This is a genomic window from Salidesulfovibrio onnuriiensis (genome assembly GCF_008001235.1).
GTDB classification, from domain to species: domain Bacteria; phylum Desulfobacterota; class Desulfovibrionia; order Desulfovibrionales; family Desulfovibrionaceae; genus Pseudodesulfovibrio; species Pseudodesulfovibrio onnuriiensis.
This window is the reverse complement of record NZ_CP040751.1, coordinates 3425264-3450108: the sequence shown is the minus strand read 5'-3', so window position 1 is coordinate 3450108 and position 24845 is coordinate 3425264. Positions and strand designations below refer to the sequence as shown.

At 62.4% G+C, this 24845-nt stretch carries 24 protein-coding genes; 2 read left to right on the top strand and 22 right to left on the bottom strand.

All coding sequences use genetic code 11. The annotated features are described in order from the left end of the window. Positions 1-52 precede the first annotated feature (52 nt). The 6 genes from FGL65_RS15905 to FGL65_RS15880 all read right to left on the bottom strand — a co-directional run bounded on the left by FGL65_RS15905 (position 53) and on the right by FGL65_RS15880 (position 4006). Positions 53-286, bottom strand: coding sequence for an acyl carrier protein (locus tag FGL65_RS15905; RefSeq protein WP_147822241.1), 234 nt, complete (start codon positions 284-286; stop codon positions 53-55). A gap of 38 nt (positions 287-324) precedes the next feature. Next, positions 325-1068 carry a 3-oxoacyl-[acyl-carrier-protein] reductase gene (gene fabG, locus FGL65_RS15900; protein WP_147822240.1) on the bottom strand — a complete coding sequence of 248 codons (744 nt, stop codon included), beginning with the start codon at positions 1066-1068 and terminating at the stop codon, positions 325-327. A gap of 102 nt (positions 1069-1170) precedes the next feature. Continuing rightward, positions 1171-2154 (bottom strand): beta-ketoacyl-ACP synthase III, encoded by a 984-nt coding sequence (locus FGL65_RS15895; protein ID WP_147822797.1) that lies wholly within the window; start codon positions 2152-2154, stop codon positions 1171-1173. 29 nt (positions 2155-2183) lie between these two features. After that, positions 2184-3233, bottom strand: coding sequence for a phosphate acyltransferase PlsX (gene plsX / locus FGL65_RS15890; RefSeq protein ID WP_147822239.1), 1050 nt, complete (start codon positions 3231-3233; stop codon positions 2184-2186). Then, entirely contained in the window at positions 3226-3402 is a 177-nt protein-coding gene (gene rpmF / locus FGL65_RS15885; RefSeq protein ID WP_147822238.1) for a 50S ribosomal protein L32, read from the bottom strand. Before rpmF ends, plsX begins: the two co-directional genes overlap by 8 nt. A gap of 70 nt (positions 3403-3472) precedes the next feature. After that, positions 3473-4006, bottom strand: coding sequence for a DUF177 domain-containing protein (locus FGL65_RS15880; RefSeq protein ID WP_147822237.1), 534 nt, complete (start codon positions 4004-4006; stop codon positions 3473-3475). Positions 4007-4212: 206 nt separating this feature from the next. Between FGL65_RS15880 and rpmB the strand changes: the two genes are divergently transcribed. Then, positions 4213-4425, top strand: coding sequence for a 50S ribosomal protein L28 (gene rpmB / locus FGL65_RS15875; protein WP_147822236.1), 213 nt, complete (start codon positions 4213-4215; stop codon positions 4423-4425). A 649-nt stretch (positions 4426-5074) separates the two neighbouring features. Here rpmB and FGL65_RS15870 read toward each other — a convergent pair. From FGL65_RS15870 to FGL65_RS15835, 8 genes are all read right to left on the bottom strand, one after another. Then, positions 5075-6274 carry an iron-containing alcohol dehydrogenase gene (locus FGL65_RS15870; RefSeq protein ID WP_147822235.1) on the bottom strand — a complete coding sequence of 400 codons (1200 nt, stop codon included), beginning with the start codon at positions 6272-6274 and terminating at the stop codon, positions 5075-5077. Positions 6275-6537: 263 nt separating this feature from the next. Further along, entirely contained in the window at positions 6538-7944 is a 1407-nt protein-coding gene (gltX, locus tag FGL65_RS15865) for a glutamate--tRNA ligase (RefSeq protein ID WP_147822234.1), read from the bottom strand. Between the two features lie 176 nt (positions 7945-8120). Beyond that, complete coding sequence (locus FGL65_RS15860; RefSeq protein ID WP_147822796.1) at positions 8121-8342, bottom strand: NifU family protein; 222 nt, start codon at positions 8340-8342, stop codon at positions 8121-8123. Between the two features lie 159 nt (positions 8343-8501). After that, on the bottom strand, positions 8502-9566 hold the full coding sequence (locus tag FGL65_RS15855; protein ID WP_147822233.1) for an HDOD domain-containing protein: 1065 nt from the start codon (positions 9564-9566) through the stop codon (positions 8502-8504). A gap of 171 nt (positions 9567-9737) precedes the next feature. After that, a complete protein-coding gene (locus tag FGL65_RS15850) occupies positions 9738-11141 on the bottom strand; it encodes a sigma-54-dependent transcriptional regulator (RefSeq protein WP_147822232.1) in 1404 nt (467 codons plus the stop codon). A 4-nt stretch (positions 11142-11145) separates the two neighbouring features. Further along, a complete protein-coding gene (locus FGL65_RS15845) occupies positions 11146-12993 on the bottom strand; it encodes a two-component system sensor histidine kinase NtrB (RefSeq protein WP_147822231.1) in 1848 nt (615 codons plus the stop codon). Positions 12994-12996: 3 nt separating this feature from the next. Beyond that, entirely contained in the window at positions 12997-13821 is an 825-nt protein-coding gene (locus tag FGL65_RS15840; RefSeq protein ID WP_147822230.1) for a DUF4405 domain-containing protein, read from the bottom strand. 159 nt (positions 13822-13980) lie between these two features. Then, positions 13981-14463 (bottom strand): Spy/CpxP family protein refolding chaperone, encoded by a 483-nt coding sequence (locus FGL65_RS15835; protein ID WP_187170417.1) that lies wholly within the window; start codon positions 14461-14463, stop codon positions 13981-13983. A gap of 280 nt (positions 14464-14743) precedes the next feature. Here FGL65_RS15835 and FGL65_RS15830 point away from each other — a divergent pair, with 280 nt between their 5' ends. Next, positions 14744-14962: an FmdB family zinc ribbon protein gene (locus FGL65_RS15830; protein ID WP_147822228.1), complete on the top strand. Its 219-nt coding sequence runs from the start codon at positions 14744-14746 to the stop codon at positions 14960-14962. A 93-nt stretch (positions 14963-15055) separates the two neighbouring features. Here the strand turns inward: FGL65_RS15830 and FGL65_RS15825 are convergent, their stop codons facing one another. The 8 genes from FGL65_RS15825 to murG all read right to left on the bottom strand — a co-directional run bounded on the left by FGL65_RS15825 (position 15056) and on the right by murG (position 24843). Further along, positions 15056-16096 (bottom strand): T6SS phospholipase effector Tle1-like catalytic domain-containing protein, encoded by a 1041-nt coding sequence (locus tag FGL65_RS15825; protein WP_147822227.1) that lies wholly within the window; start codon positions 16094-16096, stop codon positions 15056-15058. Positions 16097-16262: 166 nt separating this feature from the next. Then, entirely contained in the window at positions 16263-17921 is a 1659-nt protein-coding gene (locus FGL65_RS15820) for a radical SAM protein (RefSeq protein WP_284690578.1), read from the bottom strand. Between the two features lie 62 nt (positions 17922-17983). Beyond that, a complete protein-coding gene (gene ftsZ, locus FGL65_RS15815; RefSeq protein WP_147822226.1) occupies positions 17984-19258 on the bottom strand; it encodes a cell division protein FtsZ in 1275 nt (424 codons plus the stop codon). A 26-nt stretch (positions 19259-19284) separates the two neighbouring features. Further along, on the bottom strand, positions 19285-20529 hold the full coding sequence (ftsA, locus tag FGL65_RS15810; protein ID WP_147822225.1) for a cell division protein FtsA: 1245 nt from the start codon (positions 20527-20529) through the stop codon (positions 19285-19287). A 34-nt stretch (positions 20530-20563) separates the two neighbouring features. Beyond that, on the bottom strand, positions 20564-21424 hold the full coding sequence (locus FGL65_RS15805) for a cell division protein FtsQ/DivIB (protein ID WP_147822224.1): 861 nt from the start codon (positions 21422-21424) through the stop codon (positions 20564-20566). Beyond that, complete coding sequence (gene murB, locus FGL65_RS15800; protein WP_147822223.1) at positions 21421-22302, bottom strand: UDP-N-acetylmuramate dehydrogenase; 882 nt, start codon at positions 22300-22302, stop codon at positions 21421-21423. Before murB ends, FGL65_RS15805 begins: the two co-directional genes overlap by 4 nt. 10 nt (positions 22303-22312) lie before the next feature. Continuing rightward, the gene (gene murC, locus FGL65_RS15795) at positions 22313-23707 is read right to left on the bottom strand and encodes a UDP-N-acetylmuramate--L-alanine ligase (protein WP_147822794.1); all 1395 of its coding nucleotides are present in this window, start codon (positions 23705-23707) and stop codon (positions 22313-22315) included. 68 nt (positions 23708-23775) lie between these two features. Next, on the bottom strand, positions 23776-24843 hold the full coding sequence (gene murG / locus FGL65_RS15790; RefSeq protein ID WP_187170621.1) for an undecaprenyldiphospho-muramoylpentapeptide beta-N-acetylglucosaminyltransferase: 1068 nt from the start codon (positions 24841-24843) through the stop codon (positions 23776-23778). Positions 24844-24845 lie beyond the last annotated feature (2 nt).

The following is a 24845-nucleotide window of genomic DNA, read 5'->3' as shown; positions in this document are numbered from 1 at the left end:
CCCAGGGAGGGTTATAAGACGCTCACTATCATTCGCGGTAGCTGTAGCCGAACTACTTGTTCTTTTCGATGAAGTTGACGGCGTCGCTGACCTTGAGGATTTTCTGGGCTTCTTCGTCATCGATTTCGATGTCGAATTCTTCTTCCATGGCCATGATCAGTTCGGTCAGGTCCAGGGAGTCTGCGCCCAGGTCTTCAACAAAGGCTGCGTTTTCAACAACTTCATCAGCGCTCACGCCGAGCTGGTCAACAATGATGTCTTTCACTTTGGATGCTACGTCGGACATTTTCCCCTCCAATATAAGGTGGTTTTTTTGTGTTCTGGTTACATGTACATGCCGCCGTTCACGGCCAGGACCTGGCCCGTGACGTACCCACCGCCGGGACCGGCGAGATAGGAAACGGCAGCGGCAATATCTTCGGATTCGCCGAGACGGTTCAACGGGATCTGCGAAAGCATGGCCTCCACGGCCTTTTCCGGGAGCTCCGCAGTCATGTCTGTCTGGATGAAGCCCGGGGCCACCGCATTGACGGTGACGCCGCGTCCGGCCAGTTCGCGCGCGGTGGACTTGGTCATGCCGATGAGGCCCGCCTTGGCGGCGCAGTAGTTGGCCTGCCCGGCGTTGCCCATCTGGCCCACCACGGAAGTGACGTTCACGATGCGGCCGCTGCGCTGCTTGGACATGATCTTCGCAGCCTCGCGCTGGAACGCGAAACAGCCGGTCAGGTTGATCTCGATGACCTTGTCCCAGTCCTCGTCCTTCATGCGCATAAGCAGGCCGTCGCGGGTGATGCCCGCGTTGTTGACCAGCACTTCCAGATGAACCTTGCCCTTGACCTCGTCCTTGAAGAACGCGGCAATGGCGTCACGGTCGGCGGAGTCGAGCTTGAAGGCCTTGGCCCTGCCGCCCTTCGCTTCGATGGCGGCCACGACTTCTTCGGCTTTTTCGGGGCGGCTCACATAGGTGAACCAGACCTCGAAACCGTCGCTTGCCAACCGCTCTGCGATCGAACGGCCGATCCCGCGGGAACCGCCGGTGACGAACGCAACTTTGGGAAGATCACTCATTCGTTACAATCCTCTTGCTGTGGTTTGAGCAGTTGATCGAATCCAATATACCAATCCGCTCTTTACTGCAAACCTGTGGCAAATGGCTGTTTTAAATTTGTGTTAAAATTGCAGCAAGGCCGATGCCCAGGTGAAACCGCCGCCGAAGGAGGTCAGCATCACCAGGTCGCCGTCCTTGATGAATCCGGTGTCCACGGCCTCGGACAGGGCCAGTGGAACCGAGGCCGCCGAGGTGTTCCCGAAACGGTCCACATTGGAATAGACCTTTTCGGGTTCGATTTCGAACTTGCGGCCCACGGCATCGATGATGCGCCAGTTCGCCTGGTGGGGCAGCAGCACGTCCACGTCCTTGTTGGTCAGCCCGTTGGCCTCCAGAATTTCGTTGCAGATGGAGGTCATGGAGCGCACCGCATGCTTGAAGACCTCGCGCCCCTGAAGCATTACGAAATAATCGTCGCGGATGGTGTCGCCCGGCTTGTAGGTGGAGGCGCAGCCGCCGCCGGAAACCGTGAGCAGGGAGCCCAGGTTGCCGTCAGTGGCCAGTTTCACGTCCATGAGCTTGGGGCCCTGGCCGCCCTTGGTGAGCACCGCGGCTCCCGCGCCGTCGCCGAACAGCACGCAGGTGGTGCGGTCCGTGAAGTTGACGCGGTGGGTGACCACTTCAGCGCCGATGGCCAGGATCTTGGCTTCGGGGTGCAGGGTCAGCAGGGCGCGGCCCATTTCCAGTGCATAGAGGAATCCGGAGCAGGCGGCGGCGATGTCGAAGGCCGCCTTTTCCTTGATGCCCAGCTTCTGCTCCACGGAACAGGCGCAGGAGGGAACCAGGTGGTCCGGGGTAAAGGTCCCGACAATGATATGGGTGATTTCGTCGGCTTCCATTCCGGCGTTCTTCAGCGCCATCCTGGCCGCCTCGGTGGCCAGGTCGCTGGTGAACTGGCCCTCGGAAACGATACGTCGTTCCTTGACCCCGGTACGGGTGACGATCCATTCGTCGGAGGTGTCGACCATCTTTTCGAGGTCGGCGTTGGTCAGAACATTCTCGGGTGCGTAGCGGCCGAAACCGCGGATCACGATGTCGTTGTTCATCATTCGGGTGGGGTTGTGCCCGTCCCGGATCAGGCGGCCGAGGACTTTTCCGTGCTGGCGGCCTTTTCGGACAGGGCTCGGTGAGTCTCAAGCTCCGTGGCGAGATGTTCGTGGGCCTTGTTGCTCACGTAACGCGCCGCCACGAGAATGGCATTTGTCATGGCCTTGGGGTTGCTCTTGCCGTGGCAGACCACGGCAATGCCCTTGAGGCCCAGCAGCGGGGCTCCCCCGTATTCGGCGTAGTCCACCACCTTCTTGAAGCGGCGGAACGCACGGAAGGAGAGCAGGGCCCCCAGCTTGGAGAGCCAGCTGCTTTTCAGCTCGCGCTTCATGATCTTACCCATGGAATGCGCCAGCCCTTCGGAAAGCTTGAGTGCGATGTTACCGACAAAGCCGTCGCAAACCACCACATCCACGTCGCCCGTGAATATGTCGCGACCTTCGACGTTGCCGATGAAATTGAGTTGTGAATCCCGGAAAAGGTCGAACGCTTCCTTGACCGTGGCGTTGCCCTTGCCTTCCTCCTCCCCGATGGAGAGGATGCCTACCGAGGGCTTTTCAAAGCCCAGCACGCAGCGGGCCAGGACGTCGGCCATGAGCCCGAACTGGAGCAGGTGCTCCGGGCGGGAATCCACGTTGGCGCCCACGTCGATGAGAACGCAGGGCTTTTTTTCCGTGGGCAGGACGCCTGCCAGGGCAGGGCGCTGCACGCCCTTGATGCGGCCAAGGATGAACATTCCGCAGGCCACGGTGGCCCCGGAATTGCCCGCGCTGACCACGCCGTCGGCATGACCCTCCTTCACGTAGCGGCAAGCCACCTGAATGGAGGAGTCCTTTTTGCGGCGCAAGGCGTCGGCAGGCTTGTCTTCCATCTCGACAACCTGGCTGGCCGGGACAATCTCGATGTCCAGACCCGCGGTGTCGAGCCGGGAGAGCTCCGCCTGAATCCTGGCCTCGTCACCCACGAGAGCAATGGCAATGCCGTGCCGCGCCGCATCAATGGCGGCCGGCACGACAATATGGGGGCCAAAATCCCCCCCCATTGCATCAACAGCTATACGCGGTTGTTTGCTAGGCATCTTTGTTCAGAGCCTGACGGCCCTTGTAGCTGCCGCAGGAATCGCAGGCGCGATGGGGCAGCATGGGTTCGCCGCACTCGCAGTACACCACGTTGGGGGTGGCGATCTGGTCGTGTGCGCGGCGCATGCCTTTGCGGGAACGGGAAGTCTTTTTCTTGGGGACTGCCATGATACATCTCCTCTGGGAACGAATCCCACATATTGTCTGTAAATTTGCCGGGCCTCTCGGCCGCGGGGCGCTACTTTATCTTCAAATCGCGGAAGACTGCAAGCCTTGGATCGCCATCATCCCGGTCGCAGGCGCATTCCTCTGTGTTGAGGTCGCGGCCGCAGCCGGGGCACAGGCCCTTGCAATCCTCGCGGCACAACGGCTTCACGGGCAGGGCCAGGGCCAGCTCTTCCCAGAGCAGCGCCCCCATGTCCAGCTCGACGACTCCGTAGTCGTTCTTGCGGATCCGGGTTTCCTCGGCTTCCACTTCGTCTACATCCGCAGTCAATTCCTCATAGATATCAAAGTCGATATCCACATCAATCTCGTGCGGCGCTGCGCAGCGGTCGCAGGGCATGCTCACGGAACCCTTCAGGGTGCCGCGCACCAGGGCGGCGTTTTCCCCCTGCGGCAGAATGGTCACTTCGGCCACAAGGTCGCGTTCGCCTGGAGATGCGGCAATACCGAACTCCTTCCATCTGGCTTGCCAGATGGACTGATCCGCAAAAGAAAATTCCCGGCCATCCGCCGGGATATCGCTCAGTGCAATCCAGAGTTCGGACATTGAAATCGCTCCATGGTTTTCCTGCCCGTCACGGGCAACCGGAGATTCCTATATGGGAACTTTTTCTCTTGTCAAGAAAAAAACCCTTGCCTTTTAAGTTCCGAGGGGCTAAAGAAACTCCTCCGCCGTTGGGAGGGACTTCCCCATCCTGAACGGCAGAAATAAGAAAAGCAAAACATTTCGGTTTAATACGCGAGGAGGTCGCCATGTCCCAAGTTTGCGATATATGCGGTAAAGGTCCGGCCACGGGTAACAACGTGTCCCACTCTCACATCAAGACCCGCCGTCGCTTCATGCCCAACCTGCAGAAGGTCCGCCACCAGCTGCCTTCCGGCCAGGTTACCACCATCAAGGCCTGCACCCGTTGCATCCGCAACGGCGCTGTGGTCAAGCCTGTAGCCAAGGCCAAGGCCGAATAGCTACGGACAATTTTCCGGACACCCCGGGTGTCTGAAAGGCCGTCGGTTTACCGGCGGCTTTTTTGCGTTCCGTACTTGCACATATTTGCACGTAAATTAAGTGCAGTTGCACATAGAATTTCTCTATTTTGCACAAATAATTCCCTCCCTGTGAAGAGGGTTTCACTTAACTACCTGAAAAAACAGTCTCGTGCCTTCCTGGCACGGGCTGTGCTTTTCCTGTTTTGTCTTCGTGGAGCACATAGCGCAAAGTCTCCGCACCGCAAGACAGCATCAGTAGACACCTCTCCTTCCTCCGCCAAGGCCCCCTGTTCTGGGGGCCTTGCTTTTTGCGCATGCCGATAAAGGTCAATTGCTGTGTCGCTGCAAAAAATCCGAGTCCTCGTGTACTTCATTGTACACGTCGGCCTTGGATTTTTCTGGCTTCTTGCACTTGAGCCTTTCTTGGAATGCGCACAGATAAAATTTTTTTTCACGCTGGGTGTTTGGTCATGCCCTTGAGAGTGGCGTTCTAGTCGTTTGTTTATACGCCCCGGATCCGACTTGTAATCGGCTGGCGGAGCGCGGAAACAATGAGGCCCCGACCGAAGTCGGGGCCCTGAGACTTCCGGAGCGGGGGGACGGCTGCGTCGACCCCGTTTCCGGCGTGTTAGAAGGAGCTTGAGTATATTTCACCGACCACGGATTCCGTGGCCGGGACCGGCGCGCAACCCAGCAGGGTGCCCAGGGACGGGGTGTCGAAGGCAAGCCGCGTCAGTTGCGGGACCTGGTCCTGGCTGAAGCCGATGTCGCCGAGGCGTTCGGTCAGGCCGATGGATTCCAGCCAGGACTGCACGCCGAGCGCCGCTGCGTCAGCTTCGTCCGGTGTGCCGGAAAGGTCCCCGGCGATGGGGGCCAGGATGTCGGCCAGGACTTCGGCGCAATCGGGGTAGATGACCTTGATGATGGAGGGCAGCAGCACGCCGAGTCCTATGCCGTGCGAGAGCTCGGGCCGGACCGCGCTGAGCGGATGCTCCAGGGCGTGGGTGAAGTGCAGCAGGCCGTTGTCGAACGAGGTGCCAGCCAGCATGGAGGCGTAGAGCAGCCAGTACCTGGCCTGGAGGTCCTCGGGATCCTCGAGCGCGGCGGGCAGGTGTTCCGCCACCAGCCGGATGGTTTCCCGGGCCGTGAGTATGGAGAAGGGCGACGCCGCAATGGTCGTGGCCGCCTCGATGACGTGGTTGACCGCATCCACGGACGTGGCCAGGGTCTGATGCCGGGAAAGGCTGGTCATCAGCGCCGGGTCGTCAATGGAGATCCAGGGATAGATGCAGTCGTAGGCGATGGCCGGCTTGTGCTGGGTTTCGAGGTCCGTGGCCACGGCAAAGCGGTTGGCCTCGGTTCCCGTGCCGTGGGTGAGGTTGATGGCCACCAGGGGCAGGGCTTCGGTGGGCGCGAATTCGCCCCGGTAGAGCTGCTGTGCGCTTCTTCCGGGATTGGCGAGCAGGATGGCGGCGCTCTTGCCCGTGTCGATGGGGCTGCCGCCGCCGATGGCCAGGACGACCTGGGCGCCGGCCTCGCGGCCGAGAGCCGCAGCCTCGTTTACCTGATCCACGGTGGGGTTCGGGGTGGCGCCGTCGTAGTGCGCGATGTCCAGGCCCTGTTCGCCCAGGGCGGCGGTGACCACATCCCAGGCTCCGGTGGCCCGGTAGGCGTTCCTGCCGGTTATGCACAGCACGGTGTTCATGCCCCGCTGCTTCATCTCCCCGGCGATGTCGCGCATCTTGGCGATGGCTCCGCAGCCGAAGTAGATTCTCGAGGCGACTCGTATTTCGCAAATGCGGTGTATGTCAGTATTGCGTTCCCACATGTCGGACTCCTTTGGTTCCGTGTGAATACTGGATGGAGAAAAATTTCATCTTCTCCTGATTCACCATTTGCACCCTTTGATTGATTAATCAAGACAATTTGTTATTTTTTTCACATTTAAATTTTTGATCGCGATATCAGATAATTATATGTCCGTTTGTGCTTTTGGAGCTCTTTGAGATCAAAGGACAAAAAGAACCGGAAGTGCTCGGCGAACACTTCCGGTCTGATATTTACGGGACTGACGGCCCGGACGGGGTGGAACTACAGTTCGATGGCGCGCCTGATGCGGGCCACGGTCTGTTCCTTGCCGAGCACGGGCAGCATGTCGTAGAGGCCCGGGCTGGGGGCGCCGCCCGAAACAGCGGTGCGCACCGGCTGACCCACGTCCTTGAATTTGAGGCCCTTTTCGTTGACGTAGCCCTTGAGGACTTCCTCGACCGAGTCGTGGGTGAGTTCCTCCACTGCCTCGAAGCGTTCCAGCAGCTCCTCAAGCATGGCCTTGGCCTCCGGGGTCAGGAACTTCTTGACGGCCGCCTCGTCGTACTGCAGGTGGCTGACGTCCACCAGAAACACGCGGGCCTGCTCCACCATGTCCACGATGGACTTGGCGCGGGGCTGGAGCAGGGGGACCACCCTGGCCACGTAGTCGCGTTCCACCTTGGCGGCTTCCTCCGCGCCCACTTCCCGTTCCAGGAAGTCCATGACCATGTCGGCGATGCGCTCAGGGTCCGCCTGCTGCATGTACTGGCTGTTGACCCACTCGAACTTGGTCAGGTCGAACACGGAAGGCGAGTTGCCCAGCCCGTCCGTGCTGAAGTGCTCGACGAGCTCCTCGCGGGTGAACAGTTCCTGGTCGCCATGGGACCAGCCCAGACGCACCAGGTAGTTGATGACCGCCTCGGGCAGGTAGCCCATCTTTTCGTATTCCATGACCGAAAGCGCGCCGTGGCGCTTGGAAAGCTTTTTCTTGTCCGGGCCGAGGATCATGGGCACATGGCCGAAGCGGGGGATTTCCCAGCCCATGGCCTGATAGATGAGGATCTGGCGCGGGGTGTTGTTCACGTGGTCGTCGCCGCGCAGCACCTTGGTCACGCCCATGTCGTGGTCGTCCACCACCACGGCCAGGTTGTAGGTCGGGGTGCCGTCGGAGCGGCGCAGGATCATGTCATCCAGCTCGACGTTTTCCACGCTGATGGGGCCCTTGACCATGTCGTTGAAGCCGGTGGAACCGCTTTCGGGAACCCTGAGGCGCACCACGCGGCCCTCGCCGGGGCCCAGGTTCTTGCCGCGGCAGGTGCCGTCGTACTTGGGCTTGCGGCCTTCCTTCATGGCCAGTTCGCGCATGGCGTCCACCTGCTCCTTGGTACAGTCGCAGTAGTAGGCGTGGCCGTTGGCGATGAGCTGGTCGATGACCTCGTTGTGGCGGTCAGCGTTCCCGCTCTGGAAGACGATTTCGCCGTCGTGCTCCAGGCCCAGCCAGGCCATGGCGTCGATGATGGCGTCGATGGCTTCCTGGGTGCTGCGTTCGCGGTCGGTGTCCTCGATGCGCAGCACGAATTCGCCGCCCTCGCTCCTGGCCAGCAGCCATGCGAACAGGGCGGTCCGTGCTCCGCCGATATGCAGGAAGCCCGTGGGGCTCGGGGCGAATCTGGAAACGGTTTTGGACATGTCTTTCTCCTGGAGGCCGTTGAAAAAGGCCCGATTGCGGCACCGCATCAAAAAGGCCAAATCCTCGCGCACTGCGGGAGTGCGCTCCGGTTTGGTTCTTTTCGCGCCACGCCTTCGAACCTCTTGATCAGCCTTGAGTATTGATTCTTTCTATGAAGTGTATGCTGTTATCGAGTTTATACGGCTTCAACGCCCTTCACTTCGGGCAGCAGCTTGAGCACCGTGCGCTCGATGCCGTTCTTCAGGGTCATCTGGGACATGGGGCATCCCTTGCAGGCGCCCTGGAGCCGGACCTTGACGATGTTGTTCTCGGTGATCTCCACCAGTTCCACGTCGCCGCCGTCCGCCTGCAGCATGGGACGGACCTTGTCCAGAACAGCTTCCACCTTTTCGCGCATTTCACTCATTGCACAACTCCATAGGGATAATATTGTTTGCGTGCTGCTGAAATAGGCACTTTGACTGGAGGTGTCAATCACGCCCGCCCGGGCAAAGGCCCTTCGGGAAGCGGCGCGGCAGGGGGGCGGAAAGGTCCGGGGCCGTGCTGGAACGGCCTGCTAGGCGACCAGGATGCTGAAAGCCTCTTCCAGTTCCTGGTCCAGATCCTGGATCATGTTCTCCAGCTTGTCCGGGGTCAGGCTCAGGGAATCCCAGACCGCCCTGTCCGGCGGCTGGGTGAAGAACTCGCCGCTGGAGCCGATGCCCAGGCCCGTGGCGATGGTTTCGGCGCAATGCACCAGCTTGGGTTCGGCCTCCTTCTGGTTGCGCTTGGGCTGGTGGTGTTCCAGCACCGCCGAAACCAGCACGTAGGGGAAATTCCACTTGCGCAGCAGCATGCCGCCCAGGGTGGCGTGGTCGAATCCCAGCATCTCCTTTTCCGTTTCAAAAAGCAGCTTCTGCTCGGCGCGGCCGTGCTTGATGACCGCGCCCTGGCGTTCGGGGACGGCCTTGAGCAGCACCAGCTGGCCGATGTCGTGCAGCAGCCCGGCCACGAAGCTGCGCTCCGGGTCGCCCTGGCCCGTGAGCCGGCAGAGCTTGCGGGCGATGATGCCCACGCCGATGGAGTGCATCCAGAAGCGCTCCATGTCGATCATCTCGGGCGGGATGTCCTTGAACAGGCTGAGCACCGAGGTGCCCACGGCCAGGGTGGTGAGCTGGTTCACTCCCACCACGGTGACGGCCCGGGTGATGGTGTCTATCTGGATGGGCAGGCTGTAGAAGGCCGAGTTGACCATGCGCAGCAGGAAGGCGGTCAGGCTTGGGTCCTGGCTGATGATCTTGGCCAGATCGTCCGAGGACGTGTGCGGGGCGTTGATGGCCTGCTGCAGTTCCAGGAAGACCTGGGGCAGGGCAGGGAGCTGGAGTTCCTTGCGCAGGATGTCCAGGGGGTCCAGGAGTTCGCCCGAGCCGTCCGTCCCGTGGATGGGGCCGGGGACGAATCCGCCCGGATCCGCGGCCATATCCAGCATGGTCCGCTCCAGGCCCATGTGGGCCAGGGCCTTGAAGGTGTCGTCGCGGTTCATGATGTACTTGAAGCGCTTGGTCATGAGGGCCTTGGCCCGTTCGCGCACTTCAGGCGCTATTTCGGCGATGTTGACGGCGGGCTGGATTTCGTGCGGCATATGTAGATTCCTTGGAATTTTTGGCTTTAGGATCAGAGCATACGAAAAAAAACCATCCAAAGGAAGGCGGTTATACGCCGGGGCCCGAAATTATACTCTGGCGGGCCAAAAAACAGGCCCGCACACGATTTTCCGCATGCGGGCCAAATTCGGTATCTCACCCCGAATGGACTATTGCCGCCTGGTCAGGCCGAACTTCTTGAGCTTGTATTGCAGGGTGCGCCTGCTGATGCCCAGGGCTTCAGCCGTGCGTTCCCGGTGGCCGCCGTTTTCCTCCAGTGCCCGGATGATGGCCATCTTCTCGGCCTCCTCCAGGGATGCCGGGCTGTAGGCGTTGATGCCGTGTTCCTCGACCTGGGCCTGGTAGTCCGGATCCACGCCGTGGAATTGGGGCGGCAGCAGTTCCGGGCTCAGCGCGTCCGAGCGCGAAAGGATCAGTGCTCTCTCCAACACGTTCTCCAGTTCGCGCACGTTGCCGGGCCAGTCGTAGTGGGACAGGGCGTCCAGGAAGGCCGGGGTCACGGTGCGGATGGCCTTGTTGTTCTTGTTGCCCAGCTTGCGTAGCAGGAAGCTCACCAGCAGGGGCAGGTCCTCGCGGCGGTTGCGCAGCGGCGGAATCCTGATCTCCAGAACGGCCAGGCGATAGAAGAGGTCCTCGCGGAAGCGGCCCGCCTCCACTTCCTTTTTCAGGTCCCGGTTGGTGGCCGCGATGATGCGCACGTCCGTGTGCACGGGCTTGACGCTGCCCAGGGGCTCCACGATCTTTTCCTGGAGCGCGCGCAGCAGCTTGGCCTGGAGTGCGCCGGGCATCTCCCCTATCTCGTCCAGAAACAGGGTGCCGCCGTTGGCCAGCTGGAAGCGGCCGGGCTTGTCCTTGATGGCGCCGGTGAAGGCTCCCTTTTCATAACCGAAGAGTTCGGATTCCAGGAGATCGTCGGGCAGGGCCGCGCAGTTGACCTTGATGAGCGGCCGGTTCGCGCGGTTGCTGGCCCGGTGCAGGCCTTCGGCCACCAGTTCCTTACCCGTGCCGGATTCCCCGAGGATGAGCACGGTCGCCTCGGCGGGACCGGCCTGATTGATGAGGTCGCGCACGTGCTGCACGCCGGAGCTGGCTCCGATGAATTCCACGTGTGCGCCGTCCACTTCCTCGCGCAGCCGCGCGTTCTCCTGAAGCAGTAGGCGGTATTCGCGCGCCTTGCTGACCACGGCCTTGAGCTCCTCGTTGTCCGCGGGCTTGGTCAGGTAGTCGAAGGCGCCCTTTTTCATGGCGTCCACGGCCGAGCCCACGCTGCCGAAGGCCGTGAGCAGCACCACGGGCAGGCCGGGCCTGCGGGCCTGCAGCTCGCGCAGCAGTTCCAGGCCGTCCATGCCCGGCATCTTCATGTCCACCAGGGCCACGTCCGGGGCCGTGGCGAGTCCCAGGTCCGCTTCCATGGATTCCTGGGCCAGCAGGTCCAGCGCGTTTTCACCGGAGTCCGCCTCCATGACGCGCCAATCCGCGTCTTCCAGCACGGCCCGGACCATCATTCGGTGCCCGGGTTCGTCGTCTACAATGAGAATTGTCTTGTCTGTCATTTGGTTACGCCTGTTCTTGGGATTCAGCAGGATTGGGGAAATACAGTCGGATGGTCGTGCCCTGCCCCGGGTCCGAGTCTATGTGCACCTGGCCTTTGTGGGCGCGCATGATGTTGTGCACGATGGCCAGCCCCAGGCCCGTGCCCGTGGTCTTGCCGGTGAAGAAGGGCTCCAGCGCCTGGGCGCGGATATCCTCGGCCATCCCCGTGCCGTTGTCGTGCACGGAAACCCAGACGCCTCCATGGTCCGGGCGGGAGAGCAGCTCGATGCTGCCGCCTTCCTGGTCCTCGCTCAGGGCGTCCAGGCTGTTGGCGATGAGGTTCAGCAGCACCTGGCGCAAGGCGTCCGGGTCGGCCCAGATGGAGGGCGCCTCGAAGTCGAAGTGCGGCTCCACCTTGCGGTGCTGCATGTCGAAGCGCATGAGCTTCTTGAGGGTGTCCGCCACCTCGGCCAGCTCCACCTTCTGGGGGGCCAGCTCGCGTGGGCGCGCCAGGTAGAGCAGGTCCGTGACCACTCGGTTGAGGCGGTCCGACTCCTGCACCATGGTGGTTGCGTAGGATTCGAACGGCTCCTGGCCCTTGAGCTTGGTGGCGAAGAACTGGGCAAAGCCGCGCAGGGAGCTCAACGGGTTGCGCACCTCGTGGGCCACGCCCGCGGCCAGCGAACCGATGGCGGCCAGCCTGCGCGCCTCGTTCAGGTCTTCCTCCAGGCTGCGGATGCGGGTGCGGTCGCGCAGGAGGATGAGGCGCAGGCCCAGTTCCGGGGCGTTCTCATCGCCTTCGGGGAAGGGCACGGACAGGATCTCCAGCTGGCGGCCGTGAAAGTCGTGCTGCTGCCAGCCGAAATCGCCGCTTTTGTGGTCGCCCTCCGGGCTGCCGAAGGGGAAGTCGTCCCAATAGCGGCCCACCAGCTCCTGCGGCGCGTCCTCGTCGGGATCTGCGAGGAATTTCTTGGCCGATCCGTTGGCGGCCAGGATCTGCCCATCCTGGCTCAGGTTGACCAGCCCGTCGGGCATGTTGTCCAGCAGCCGGTTCTGGAACTGCTCCAGCCGCACCAGGCGCTTGCCCTGGTCGCGCCGCCGCAGATAGGCGAAGGCCAGGGACCAGAGCACCACTGCGGCCAGGAACACGTAGCCGGTCTGGAGCATGGCCGCGCGGCGGTACTGCTTGAACTGGGCCAGGTGCTTGTCCGCATTGAGACCGATGACCAGGTAGGCCTTGTTCTGCATCTGGGCCTGGGGAGCGTCCTGCGGGATGCGCATCTCCGAAGGCTCCGCTCCGGGCGGCGGCGGGGGAGCCGCCTGCAGGGTGGGCCCCTGGAAGTTGTCCTGGACCGGGGATGCGGCCGGCGTGGCTTTCGCGCCCACCAGGGCGGCGATGCCCGGCCGCAGGCGCAGGCCCGAAATCAGGATTTCCCGTTTGTTGATGGTGCTCATGAAGTGCCAGGTCTGGCCGGAGTTGAGCACGGTCTCGTGGGTGTGGCTGAAATCTATTTTCGGGGTGTTTCCCTCTTGTTCCGAAGTCACCAGCACGCCGCCGTCTTCATCATAGATGGCGATGAACAGGAAATCGTCGGACTGGGCCAGCTCCTGGAACAGGTCGCGGGACAGAGTGGGAAACATGGGAAATACCGCGCGGTTGCCGCCCATGCTGCGCACGATGCGCATGAGGTTGGATTCCACGCCCCGGGCGATGGAACCGCCGGACAGGAACAGGTTGTTTTCCACCAGGGCGCGCTGGCGGGCAATGCTTTTCCAGGTCAGGAACAGGCTGCCCACGCCGAGCACGATGAGGGCGAGCACCAGGGCGACGACCGGGCCTTGTTCGCTGTCTTTCCGGGAGTGTATTTCCATTCTCTATTCCGTTTTCATGAGCAACTGGTAGATGTCGCGGGGGGTAACGCCGTTTTCGGCTGCGATCTGCTTGAGAGTCATGTCCGCAGCGGCCTTCATGCCACCGGACGTGAGCTTGTGCAACGCCTCGTTCACGGGCAGGCCGAAATTCGCGCAGATGTCCGCCAGCTTCATCTTGCCCAGGCCCTCGGGCGGGTTGGCCGGCAGCGCGGCAAAGGGATCCTTCCCGGCCAGGGCGTCGCGCATGACGATATAGACCTGTTGCGGGGTGGCTCCGTTGGCGTGGGCCAGCTCCACCAGCACGGTGTCCGGGGCCAGCCTTTCGGTGTACCCGGCCTCGCGGAGGGCGGCCAGGGCCGCGTCCACATCAAAGCCCATGTACGAGCAGAACTTGTTGAGCTTGCTCAGCTCGGCGTGGCCGTATGGCGGATTGCCGTAGGTGGCGGTTTGGACTTCCTTGATGTGCTCGGCAAGATCGAGCACCTGCTGCATGGGCGGCAGGTGGAGCAGCGTGCCCACGAGCACGGCCAGTGTCAGGACCACGCTGACCAGCATGGGCCTGGTGAAGACCACCAGGTCGCGGGCCTTGTTTTTCATGTAGGTGGTGATGGGCTTCCAGTTCAGCCAGATGTGCCAGAGGGAGGCCAGGAGGAACAGCAGGCCCACGGTGATGTGGATGTCGCCCCACTGGGTCTTGGACAGGCCCCAGAAGGTCCAGTCCGACCAGTAGGCCACCCGGCCGTGGGGGGTGATGTAGAGCACCACGCTGGTGACGAGCGTTACGATGAAGGAAAGCAGGCTTGTCAGGGAGGTTATCTTCCTGGTCATGGGATTGCTCCTGTCGAAGTTTGTTTCCTTCCGGTTATCACGCCCGGGAAAAGCGCCGCAATGATAGAACGGACCGTTTTTACGGAGAAACGGGACGATCGAGCCAATCCCGACCGCCCCGAATCATTCCTGCTTTCCGGGTTAACGAAATCGTATTGTCTACCAGCGTTGTCCGTTGCCTTGGCCACGTCCCTGCCCATCATTGTCGTAGCAGGTACCAGGGCCGAATCCGCCGCGGCCGCAGCCGCGGTTCGGCAGGACAATGCCGGTTTCCTTTTCAAGTTCCGCACGCATGGCGTCGCGGTTTGCCCCCATCTTGGTGCGGATATCGCGCATCTGGCCGATCAGTTTGGTGATCTTGGCCTCATCCGCGTTGCCGCCATTGATCATGGCTTCCAGGGTGGCCTGTTTGGCCCACAGCTGGTCGCGCAGATCCTGCTGCTGGGTGCGGTATTTATCCACGATGACGTCCACGGCTTTTTGCTTTTCGGGCGTCAGGTTGTCGTAGAAGGCAAACCCACCATTGGCGTATCCGCATCCGCCGCGTCCCTGGTTGTAGCCGGGACCCGCGAAAGACATGGCTGCCATGGCCAGCAGGGCCACGATGCTCAGCGCCGGAATGATGATTGTCTTCTTGGTCATTTCTTTTCCCTCCATCGGGGTGGAGACTCTTCCAGGGAAAGTCCCTGTTCGCGTACTCGGGTTCACCTAAAGCACGGGGCGTGCCAAAAATAAAGAGTCTGTAAAATCAGTATGTAACGAGAATATGTGCAGTTCACCAATAGAATTGGTGTGCAAATTATTGCGCATTAATTTGCACAAAAAAGTACCAACTTGTGCAAGTTGCTTGCACTTGACAAGCGGCGTGCAATGTTCATCCTCTTTTTGTGGGTGTCGTCTATGGATCATGGAGGAATTAAATATGCCCATCTATGAATACAAGTGCCGCGAGTGCGGTGCGGAGTTTGAGGAGCTGGTGTCCAGCCGGGGTGAGAATCCCGAATGTCCCCGGTGCGGCTCTCCCAAAACCGAAAAGCTCATGTCCGCGTGCAAGTCCGGCACGGGCGGGGCGTCCAAAGGCGATTTCGGGCTACCGCCCATGCCTCCGGGCGGCGGTTGCGGCAGCGCCGGAGGCGGATGAGGATTTTAACGTGCTGCCCGGTCGGGCAGACGGAAAAAGGGAGCCGAACGGCTCCCTTTTCGTTTCCGGGAAGGAAAACACTTTTCCAATGTTCTACTTCACGATCTTCGGTTTTGTCTTTGCTTCCATGTATTCCACGAGATTCTTGGGACGGTAGCCGGCCTTGTACAGGTCGGCCACGGTCTGGTGGATGGCCTCGTTGGTCGCTCCCTGGCTGTATGTCTTGCCCATGGGGCGGTAGAAGGGCTTGAAGGCCTTGTACATGCCGTTCCAGGATTCTTCCCGTTCCTCGTCGGGCGCGGGAGAGGTGCTGATGGGCTTGAGGTCCAGGCCGTGCTTGGCCGCCTTGTCCGCCAGCCATTGCAGGGCGATATCCGAAAGGCCGGTGCGCGGATAGCCGCCGCCCACGTTGGAGTGCACCCCCTTGAACCAGACCTGCTCCAGCACCTGATTCGCCATGCCCGGCTTCTGATGCCAGAGGGTCGCCTCGAAGAGCTTGCGTTTTTCGTCGATGGCCAGCGCCTGGTACGCGTTTTCTATGGTGGAGCTCAGTCCCGTGTCGTGGAATCGGTTCATGCGGCTGAGGTAGCTGCCCAGGAAGAGCGGGTTGCCCAGTGAACCCACTGTGTCCCAGACCCCGATGAACTTGATGGGAACGATGTCCGAAAGCGCATAGGTGCGCCGGAAGAGGGTCGCTTCCTTGGATTTGGGATGGGCGGACTTGCTGCCGGACCGGTAGAGATCGTAGGCCTTGTCCGTCATGTGCGCGGTGTCCGGACGAAGCAGGCCGCTGTTGCGGATCAGCCCGGCCAGGCTGCGCACGGTGTAGGCCCCGCGGCTGAAGCCGAACAGAAAGAGTTCGTCGCCCGTTTTGTACGTATTGATGAGGTAGGTGTAGGCCTCCTTGATGTTCCTGGAGATGCCGGTTCCGGTTGCGCCGTCAAAGCAACGCTTCAGCCAGCTTCCGCCCGAACCCACGCCCGGATCGTAATACATGGACTGGCGGACCTTGTCCTTGCCGGTCTTCTTGACCGCCTCGGCCAGCTTGACCACGTTTGTGGCCAGATTCACGCCGTCCGCGGTTTCGTCCGGCGAGTTCCACGTGCCGTCACAGCAGATTGCTATTCGTTTCATTGCATACCTCCGCGTCTAAAATCGAATATACGATAGTACACGTGCTTATTCGTAGGTATGATAATATAAACTATTCGCTGCGGTATGGGGGGAGAAAAAGCCCCCCGATCATTTGACCGGGGGGCGTGTGTTCCGGGAACAGGGCTGTTCAGCCCGGAAGATCCGTTCAGAATTCCTCCATGCCGCACCTGCGGCACTCGGGGCAGTCCTTTTGCGAACAGCCCGGGGAAACCCTGGCCTCCTTGGCGCGCTCCCATTCCTTGTAGAGGTATTCGCGCTTGACCCCGATATCGATGATTTCCCAGGGGAAGGACTCGTCTTCGCCGCGCTCGCGGTCGATGTACCAGCCGGGATCGCCGTCCCATTGCCGGAAGGCCTTTTTCCAGCCGCCATGCTCGGCCGCAAGCTGGATGAACCGGGCCACCTTTTCGTCGCCCCGGGCCAGCAGCCCCTGGAGCCGTGCCTGCCAGGCCGAGTCGTGGTGCAGGCTCACCCCTTTGTATTGCTTGACCATCTTGGCCACGCCCTTGAGCCTGCGGGTCTGCTCCTCCTCGCCCGCCATGGGTGCCCACTGGAACGGCGTGAAGGGCTTGGGCACCAGGGTGCTCACTCCGATGGTGATGCGCATGAAACTTTTCTTCTTGCCACCCGGCTCCTCGGAGCGGATGCGCACCACCTCGCCGATGAGTTCGCGCAGCTCCTCGTAGTCCTGGTCGGTTTCGCCGGGCCAGCCCGCGATGAGATACATCTTGAGGTGGTTGACCCCATACCGGGCGCACAGGCGCACGGCCTTGAGGAAATCCTCAACGTCCAGCTTCTTGCTGGCCATGTCGCGCAGCCGCTGGCTGGCCCCCTCCAGGGCCAGGGTGATGGTGCGGATGCCGCACTTGCGCAGGAATACGAGCAGTTCCTCGGTGATGCCGTCCGCGCGCATGGAGGACAGGGAAAATTTTGTCTTGCGTTCGTGGAGCCAGGTCAGGAACGGCAGCAGGTCGGGCCAGTCCGTGAGGGCCGTGCCCACCAGACCGACTTTCATGGGCTGGGTGTATTCCACCAGCTCCTTCATCTGCTCCACCTCCACGTGGCGGGGAGGGCGGTAGATGTACCCGGCCGCGCAGAAGCGGCAGCCGTAGGGGCAGCCCCGGTTGACCTCGATGAGCAGGGTGTCCTTGAAGGTGGCCTTGCTGGAGATGAAGCAGGAAAAGGCCGGGTCGTGCAGGATCTTGTCCCGGCTGGTGACCAGCCGCTTGACCGGACCCGTTGTCCTGCCGGGCACGAGAAGGCCGGGCCGGTCCTTGACCGCTTCCAGAAATTCTTCCTTAGTGCCGCCCTTGTAGATGTGTTCCTTGAGCTCCAGGAACAGGGGCAGAAAGCTGTCGTCGGCTTCGCCCACCCAGAAGAGGTCCACAAAGGGCGCGATGGGCGCCGGGTTCAGAAAGGCCGGTGGCCCTCCCGCCATGATCAGGGGGAATCCCTCGCGGTCCGCTGCCAGGGGAGGGATACCCGCTGCCCCGAGCGTCCTTACAAGGAGAAGGTAGTCCTCCTCGTAAGTGACGCTCAGGGCGATGACAGGGAATGAGGATAACGGGCTTTGGCTTTCCCTTGTCACAGGGGGGCCGCCGCTGTCTCCCCGACCAAGCTTGTCCGGGAAGACCCGCTCCACAGCGAGTTGCGGTGCCTGTGCAAGATGGCGGTAAACCGCCTGCCAGCCTAGTGTGGATACTGCCATGCCCTCGCCGCCGGGAATCACCAGGGCCGTGGGCAGACGACCACCGGGATCAGGAACCTCGGGCTCCTTCCGGCCGTAAAACAGCGGGCGCTTCACGTCAGCAATGGCTCCTCAACCTTGCGCGCCGAGGCGTGGATGGCAGTTTCACGTTTCCGGTCCTAGTCGCAGTTCTTGCGAATGAACGCGGGAACGTCGAAATTATCCTCTTCGAAGATGAACTCCTCCTCGCCCGGTCCGGCAACGGCGCGGCTGGACATCTGGGGCTCCACCATGGGCTCCTGGTCGATGTTGGTCAGTCCGCCCTGCTTGCGCAGGTAGGTGGGGATGTTCATGTTGCCTTCGACGATGCGGCGGTGGCCATCGCGCATGGGCTTGGCTTCGCCTTCGGCGGCGGCCTTGCGCTTCACGCCCCGGGGTCCGAGCAGCATGAGCTTCTGCTGTTCGGCGCGGGAAAGCGCGGGTTCCGGCTCTTCCATTGCCTGCTGGATGCCGGTGGCGATGACCGTGATGCGCATTTCGTCGCCCGCATCGGGATCGAAGACGGTTCCGAAGAAAATTTCGGCTTCGTCGTGGGCCTCTTTGTAGATGATGTCCGCGGCTTCGGATACCTCGTCGATGAGCATGTCCGGGCCACAGGTGATGTTGATGAGCACGCCGCGTGCGCCCTCGATGGACACGTCTTCCAGCAGCGGGCTGGTGATGGCCTTCATGGCCGCTTCCTTGGCGCGTCCTTCGCCGGAGGCGATGCCGGTGCCCATGAGCGCCATGCCCGAGGAGCCCATGACCGCCTTCACGTCCGCGAAGTCGAGGTTGATGAGGCCGTGCACGGTGATCAGGTCGGCGATGCCCTTGACCGCGTAGTAGAGGACCTCGTCGGCCTTCTTGAGCATGTCCGCGAAGGACGCCTTTTTGGCGGCCAGCTGGAGCAGGCGGTCGTTGGGGATGGTGATGATGGAGTCCACCACGTCGGCCAGGGCCTTGGTGCCTTCGGAAGCCTGCTGCAGGCGGCGCTTGCCCTCGAAGTAGAAGGGCTTGGTGACCACGCCCACGGTGAGCGCGCCCAGCTCCTTGGCGATGCGGGCCACAACCGGGGCCGAGCCCGTGCCGGTGCCGCCGCCCATGCCCGCGGTGATGAAGACCATGTCCGCGCCTTCCAGGGCCTCGCGGATGACGGCCTCGGATTCCATGGCCGCGTTGGCGCCCACTTCCGGGTTGGCACCCGCGCCAAGACCCTTGGTGAGCTGTTCGCCCATCTGGATCTTGTTGTCGGCGAGCGACTTGTGAATGTCCTGCGCGTCGGTGTTGGCAACGATGAACTGCACGCCCTTCATGGACGACATGATCATGTTGTTGACCGCGTTTCCTCCGCCGCCACCGCAGCCGACCACTTTGATCTTCGCGCTGGTGTCATGTTCGATTTCGAAGAATTCCATTCCTTCCTCCTGTTCCCTGTCAAAGGTTAGGCAATGTCAGTAAACCATTTCCGCATCCTGCCCAGAATGCGGTCAAAAGGTGAATCGTCCCGGACGCGGAAAGCCTTCTGGCGGGTCGCGCCGGAGCCGCCTTCCTCTTCCGCGCCGTGCATGAGCAGGCCGACGGCCGTCGCATACATGGGACTGTTGACCTCCGAGCTCAGGCCGCCCACGCCGGTGGGGGAGCCGATGCGTACGGGGAGGTCGAAAATCTGTTCCGCGAGTTCCTGGATGCCGTCGATGAGGCAGGTCCCGCCCGTGAGCACGACGCCTGCGGCAATCAGGTTCTTGAATCCGGACTTGATCAGTTCCTGGTCCACCAGGGCCAGGATTTCCTCGCAGCGGGGCTCGCAGATCTCGGCCAGCACGCGCTTGCTCATGGTGCGGGATTCGCGCCCGCCCACGCTGGGCACCTCGATGATCTCGTCGGTGGTGATCAGGTCGGCCATGGCGCAGCCGTGGTCGATCTTGATCTGTTCGGCCGAGACCATGGGGGTCCGCAGGCCGTAGGCGATGTCGTTGGTCAGGTTGTGACCGCCGAGCGCCAGCACCGAGGTGTGCTTGATGCTGTCCTTGGAGAAGATTGCCAGGTCCGTGGTGCCGCCACCGATGTCCACCAGGGCCACGCCGATCTCCCGTTCCTCGGGGGAGAGCACGGCCTTGCTGGAGGCCAGCGATTCCAGGACGATGTTGGAAACGTCCAGGCCGGAGCGGTTGCAGGACCGGATGATATTCTGCGCGGAGGTGACGGCGCCGGTGACGATGTGCACCTTTACTTCCAGGCGCACCCCGGCCATGCCCAGGGGATCGGCGATGCCTCGCTGGTCGTCCACGATGAATTCCTGGGGCAGGGTGTGCAGCACTTCGCGGTCCATGGGGATGGCGATGGCCTTGGCGGCCTCGATAACCCTGTCCACATCGCGCTGGGTCACTTCGCCGCCCTTGACCGCGATGACCCCGTGGCTGTTGAAGCCCTGGATATGGCTGCCCGCGATACCCGCGTAGACGCTGCGGATGTCGCAGCCCGCCATGAGTTCCGCGTCCTCCAGCGCCTTTTTCACGCACTGGACCGTTTTTTCGATGTTGACCACGACGCCGCGGCGCAGTCCCGTGGAGGGGCTGGTGCCGAGACCAATGACGTCGACGCCGCCTTCTTCGGTGACTTCGCCGACCACCACGCAAATTTTCGTGGTTCCGACGTCAAGGCCGACGATGAGATCGTTTTTGGCCATGAAAGATACTCCTTAGTTCCCTGTCATCGTTATATTACGACGCGGTTCCCTGGCCGCGCCTCGTTACCCAAACCTTGTCGCCGGTGGCCGATATCATGGCTGCGTCGGCGAATTCGCCGCGCCGCGCCAGATCGCTCCACACGGCCTTTATTCTCTTGAACTGTTCCTGCCAGCCGGAAAGATCCATGCGCAGGGCCAGTTTTTGTCCGTCGAGAAATATTTCCACCTGCCGGGAGCCCAGGACCTTGACCCAGGCCACCTGGCCCATGTCAAACGGGGTTTCCGGGCCTCGGATCATGCCCAGCAGTTCCGAAAGCCGGGTGTCGCCCGGGTACATGCCGTCCCCGATGTCCAGGATGGGCAGGGATGCGGTCTCGCCCGGGTGCATGGGGGCGATGACGCGTCCGTCCTTGTCCGCGTAGTAGAGCCCGCTGCCCTGGCGCGTCCAGAATTCCGGCACGCGTTCCTGGATGGAGATGACCAGCCTACCCGGCAGTTCCCGGCGGATGGCCGCCGAGGACACCCAGGGGTTGGCCGAGACCGCGTTCTCCACTTCCGTGAGATTGAGGTCCAGGCTGTTCTGGCCCAGCTTGATCTCGGCCAGCTCCAGCACGTCGCCGTTGCTCAGGTGGCTGTTTCCGGCCACGGAAATATCCTTGAGCGCCAGCGAGGGGTGGGCCGTGATCCAGCGGTAGCCATAGAGCAGGGCGATGCCCAGCACGATAAGCAGGCCCATGGCGATCATGGCCATGAAGACCCGGGTGATGAAGCCCATGATGCTCTCGCCGTGGGTGTGGCGCGCGGGTTTGCGCGCGGCCTTGCGGAACCGGTTGCTCTTGTGCTTGTTGGCGCCCAGCTTGAGCTTGCTTCCCTTGTTGACGGCCAGGGTACTCATATGCAGATGACCTCCGTCTCAAGGTTGATGCCGAATTGTTCGTTCACTGCCTTTCGGGCCTGGTCGATCAGTTCCAGCGCCTCGGCGCTGGCGCCGCCTCCCAGGTTGACCAGGAAGTTGGCGTGCATTTCGGAAAAGGCCATGTTGCCCACGCCCCGTCCCCGGAATCCGGCCCTGTCCAGGAGCCTGCCCGCGCTTTCCCCTTCGGGGTTCTTGAACACGCACCCCGCGCTCTTGGCGGTGACGGGCTGCGTGCCTTTTTTCTTTTCGTACGTGTTCAGGGTGTTCTTCTTGACCGTCTTGGGGTCCGACTCCCTGAGCGCCATCTCCACTTCCCAGATGAGGCATTTGGGGAAGCCGATGGCGGGGTCGAAGTGGCGGTAGCCCCAACTGCATTGGTCCACATCTTTCCAGAACAGGCCCTGCGCCGGGGTCCAGAGCCGAACCCTGCGCACGATGTCCTTGATCTCCGTGCCATAGGATCCCGCGTTCATGGCCACGGCTCCGCCTACGGAACCGGGGATTCCGGCCAGGTTTTCCATGCCCGTGAGTCCGGCCTTCTGGGCCCATCCCAGTACGCCGGGAAGGCGCATGCCCGCACCGGCGCGGAAGATCAGGGTCTCGCCTTCGTGCTCCACGCGGTCGGGCGCGGCGGCCCCCTCCATCCTGATGAGCGCCAGGTCGTGGTGCCCGTCGGAAAAGAGCATGTTGCTTCCCCAGCCGATGACCAGGGGGCGGAGCTGCTCGGACAGAATGAACTCGGCCAGTTCGTCGAGATCGCCTTCCTGGCGGACCGTGACCTCCAGCTCGGCGGTGCCGCCGAGTTCGAGCGTGGTCAATTCCCGGAGGCTCGGGTTCTTTCTGAATTCAAGGGCCATGGTCGTATCCTTATTCGTTCACGATGGCGGCTTCCCGCTCGGTTTCGGCGTTGAGGAAATGTTCGCCCACCTTCCAGATGGAGCCTGCGCCCAGGGTGATGAACAGGTCGCCCGCCCGCAGGGTTTCTTCCAGCTTGTCCTGCATGGCGTCGAAGTTTTCGTAAAAATCCACTTCCGTGCCGCTGACCTGCTTGATGCCCTGGGCCAGGGACAGGCCGTTCACGCCCGGGATCGGGGCCTCGGAGGCCGGGTAGATCTCGGTGAGCAGCAGCTTGTCCACGCCGTCGAAGACCTTGCAGAAGTCGCCGAACAGGGCCTGGGTGCGGGTGAAGCGGTGCGGCTGGAAGGCCACAACCAGCCTGCGATCCGGGTAGCAGGCCTTGGCTGTCTTGATGGTGGCGTCGATCTCGGCCGGGTGGTGCCCGTAGTCGTCCACCACCAGCACGCCCTTGCGTTCGCCCTTGCGCTCGAAGCGGCGGCCCACGCCGCCGAAGTTGGAAAGACCGCGCAGGATGGCGTTCTTGTCCAGCCCGGCCTCGATGGCCACGCCGATGGCGCCCAGGGAGTTGAGCACGTTGTGCAGGCCCGGGTGGGCCACGGTGGCCTCGCCCCAGAATTCGTCATCCAGGTAGACCTTGAAGATGCTGCGCAGATGCGTGCTGATGATCTCACCGCGCAGCCGGTTGTTCTTGCCGATGCCGTAGGTCATGCACGGCCGCTTGATACTCGGGAGCAGGCGCTGCACGCCGTCGTCGTCGCCACAGATCACGTTCATGCCGTAGAACGGGATCTTGTTCATGAAGGTGGTGAAGGAGTTGTCGATCTCCTCCTGGCCCGAATAGAAATCCATGTGGTCCTGGTCCACGTTGGTGACCACGGTGATGATGGGGGCAAGGCACAGGAACGAGCCGTCGGATTCGTCGGCCTCGGCGATGAGGTATTCACCCTCGCCCAGGCGCGCGTTGGAGCCGAAGGTGTTCAGGCGGCCGCCGATGATCACGGTGGGGTCGTAGCCCGCCTCGGTGAAGATGGTGGCCAGCAGCGAGGTCGTGGTGGTCTTGCCGTGGGTTCCGGCCACGGCGATGCCCGTGCGCAGGCGCATGAGCTCGGCCAGCATCTCGGCGCGGGGAATGATGGGAATGCCCAGTTCGCGGGCCTTCTGCAGCTCGGGGTTCTTGTCCGGGATGGCCGTGGACTTCACCAGCACGTCCGCGTCGCGCACGTTGTCCTCCCCGTGGCCGATGAACACGGTGGCCCCGAGTTTCTGGAGCCTGCGCACGGCCGGGCCCGCGGCCAGGTCCGAGCCGGTCACGTTGAAGCCCATGTTGATGAGCACCTCGGCGATGCCGTTCATGCCCGAGCCGCCGATGCCGACCATGTGGATGTTGTTCACACGGGCCCGCATGGCCGGGCAGGATTCGCCTCTGAGGATCAGGCTGGGTCCTTGTGCTGCAGTCATATCGAAATCCTTCCTTATGCGGTCTTTTCCGCGAGCTGTTCGAGCCCGTCGGCGATGGCTGCCGCCGCACGGGGCGCAGCGTTCGAGGCCGCTTTTTCCGCCATGGTCCGGAGCGTTTCCGGGGACTCCATGAGGTCCCGCACCATATTCGCCAGCCCGGCGATCTCTCCCTGGGGGACGAGCCTTGCCGCGCCGGCCTGCTCCATGGCCCTGGCGTTCATTGTCTGGTGGTCGTGGGTGGCGAAGGGGAAGGGCACGAAGATGGCCGGCACCCCTGCCGCCGCTATTTCAAAGACCGTGGACGCGCCGCTGCGGCAGATGGCCAGGTCGGCCCAGGCGTAGGCAGCGCCCATGTCTTCCATGAATCCTTTTACCTGCGCCGGGTTTGCCCCGGCCTGTTCGTATGCCCGCCGAACGCGGTCCTTGTCCGCGCTTCCGGCCTGGTGCAGCAGGGTGATTCCCCGCTCCATGAGGCCCGGCAGCATGTCGATGACGGCGTCGTTGATGGCCTTGGCTCCCTGGCTTCCACCCAAGATGAGCAGGTTCCTGCCTGCCCCGGCCTTTCCGCGCGCCTCGAAAATTTCCTTGCGCACCGGGTTGCCCGTGCGCTGCGTCTTTGCCGCGGGGAACCCGCCCGTGGTGTCCTCGAAGGACAGGAACACGCGGTCCACGCGTTTGCCCAGCAGGCGGTTGGTCACGCCCGGCACCGAGTTCTGCTCGTGCACGGCGCTGGGGATGCCCTGCATGGTTGCCGCGATCACCGGGCTGAATCCGGCGTAGCCGCCGAAACCGGCCACCACCTGCGGCTTGAAATTCTTCAGTTCCCCGCGAGCCTTCAGAATGCCCCGGAAGACCTGCAGCACGCCGTTGATCTTCGCGCCCAGGCCCTTGCCCATGATGCCCTTGGCCGGAAGCTCGCGGAATTCCAGGCCGTGCTTGTGGGCCAGCGCGCCTTCCGGGCCGTTGCCGCCCAGGAAGAGGATGGCGCACTCGGGGTTGCGGGAGCGCAGCTCGTCGGCCACGGCCAGGGCCGGGAAGATGTGGCCCGCTGTGCCGCCGGTGGTGAGCACGACACGATCCAGTT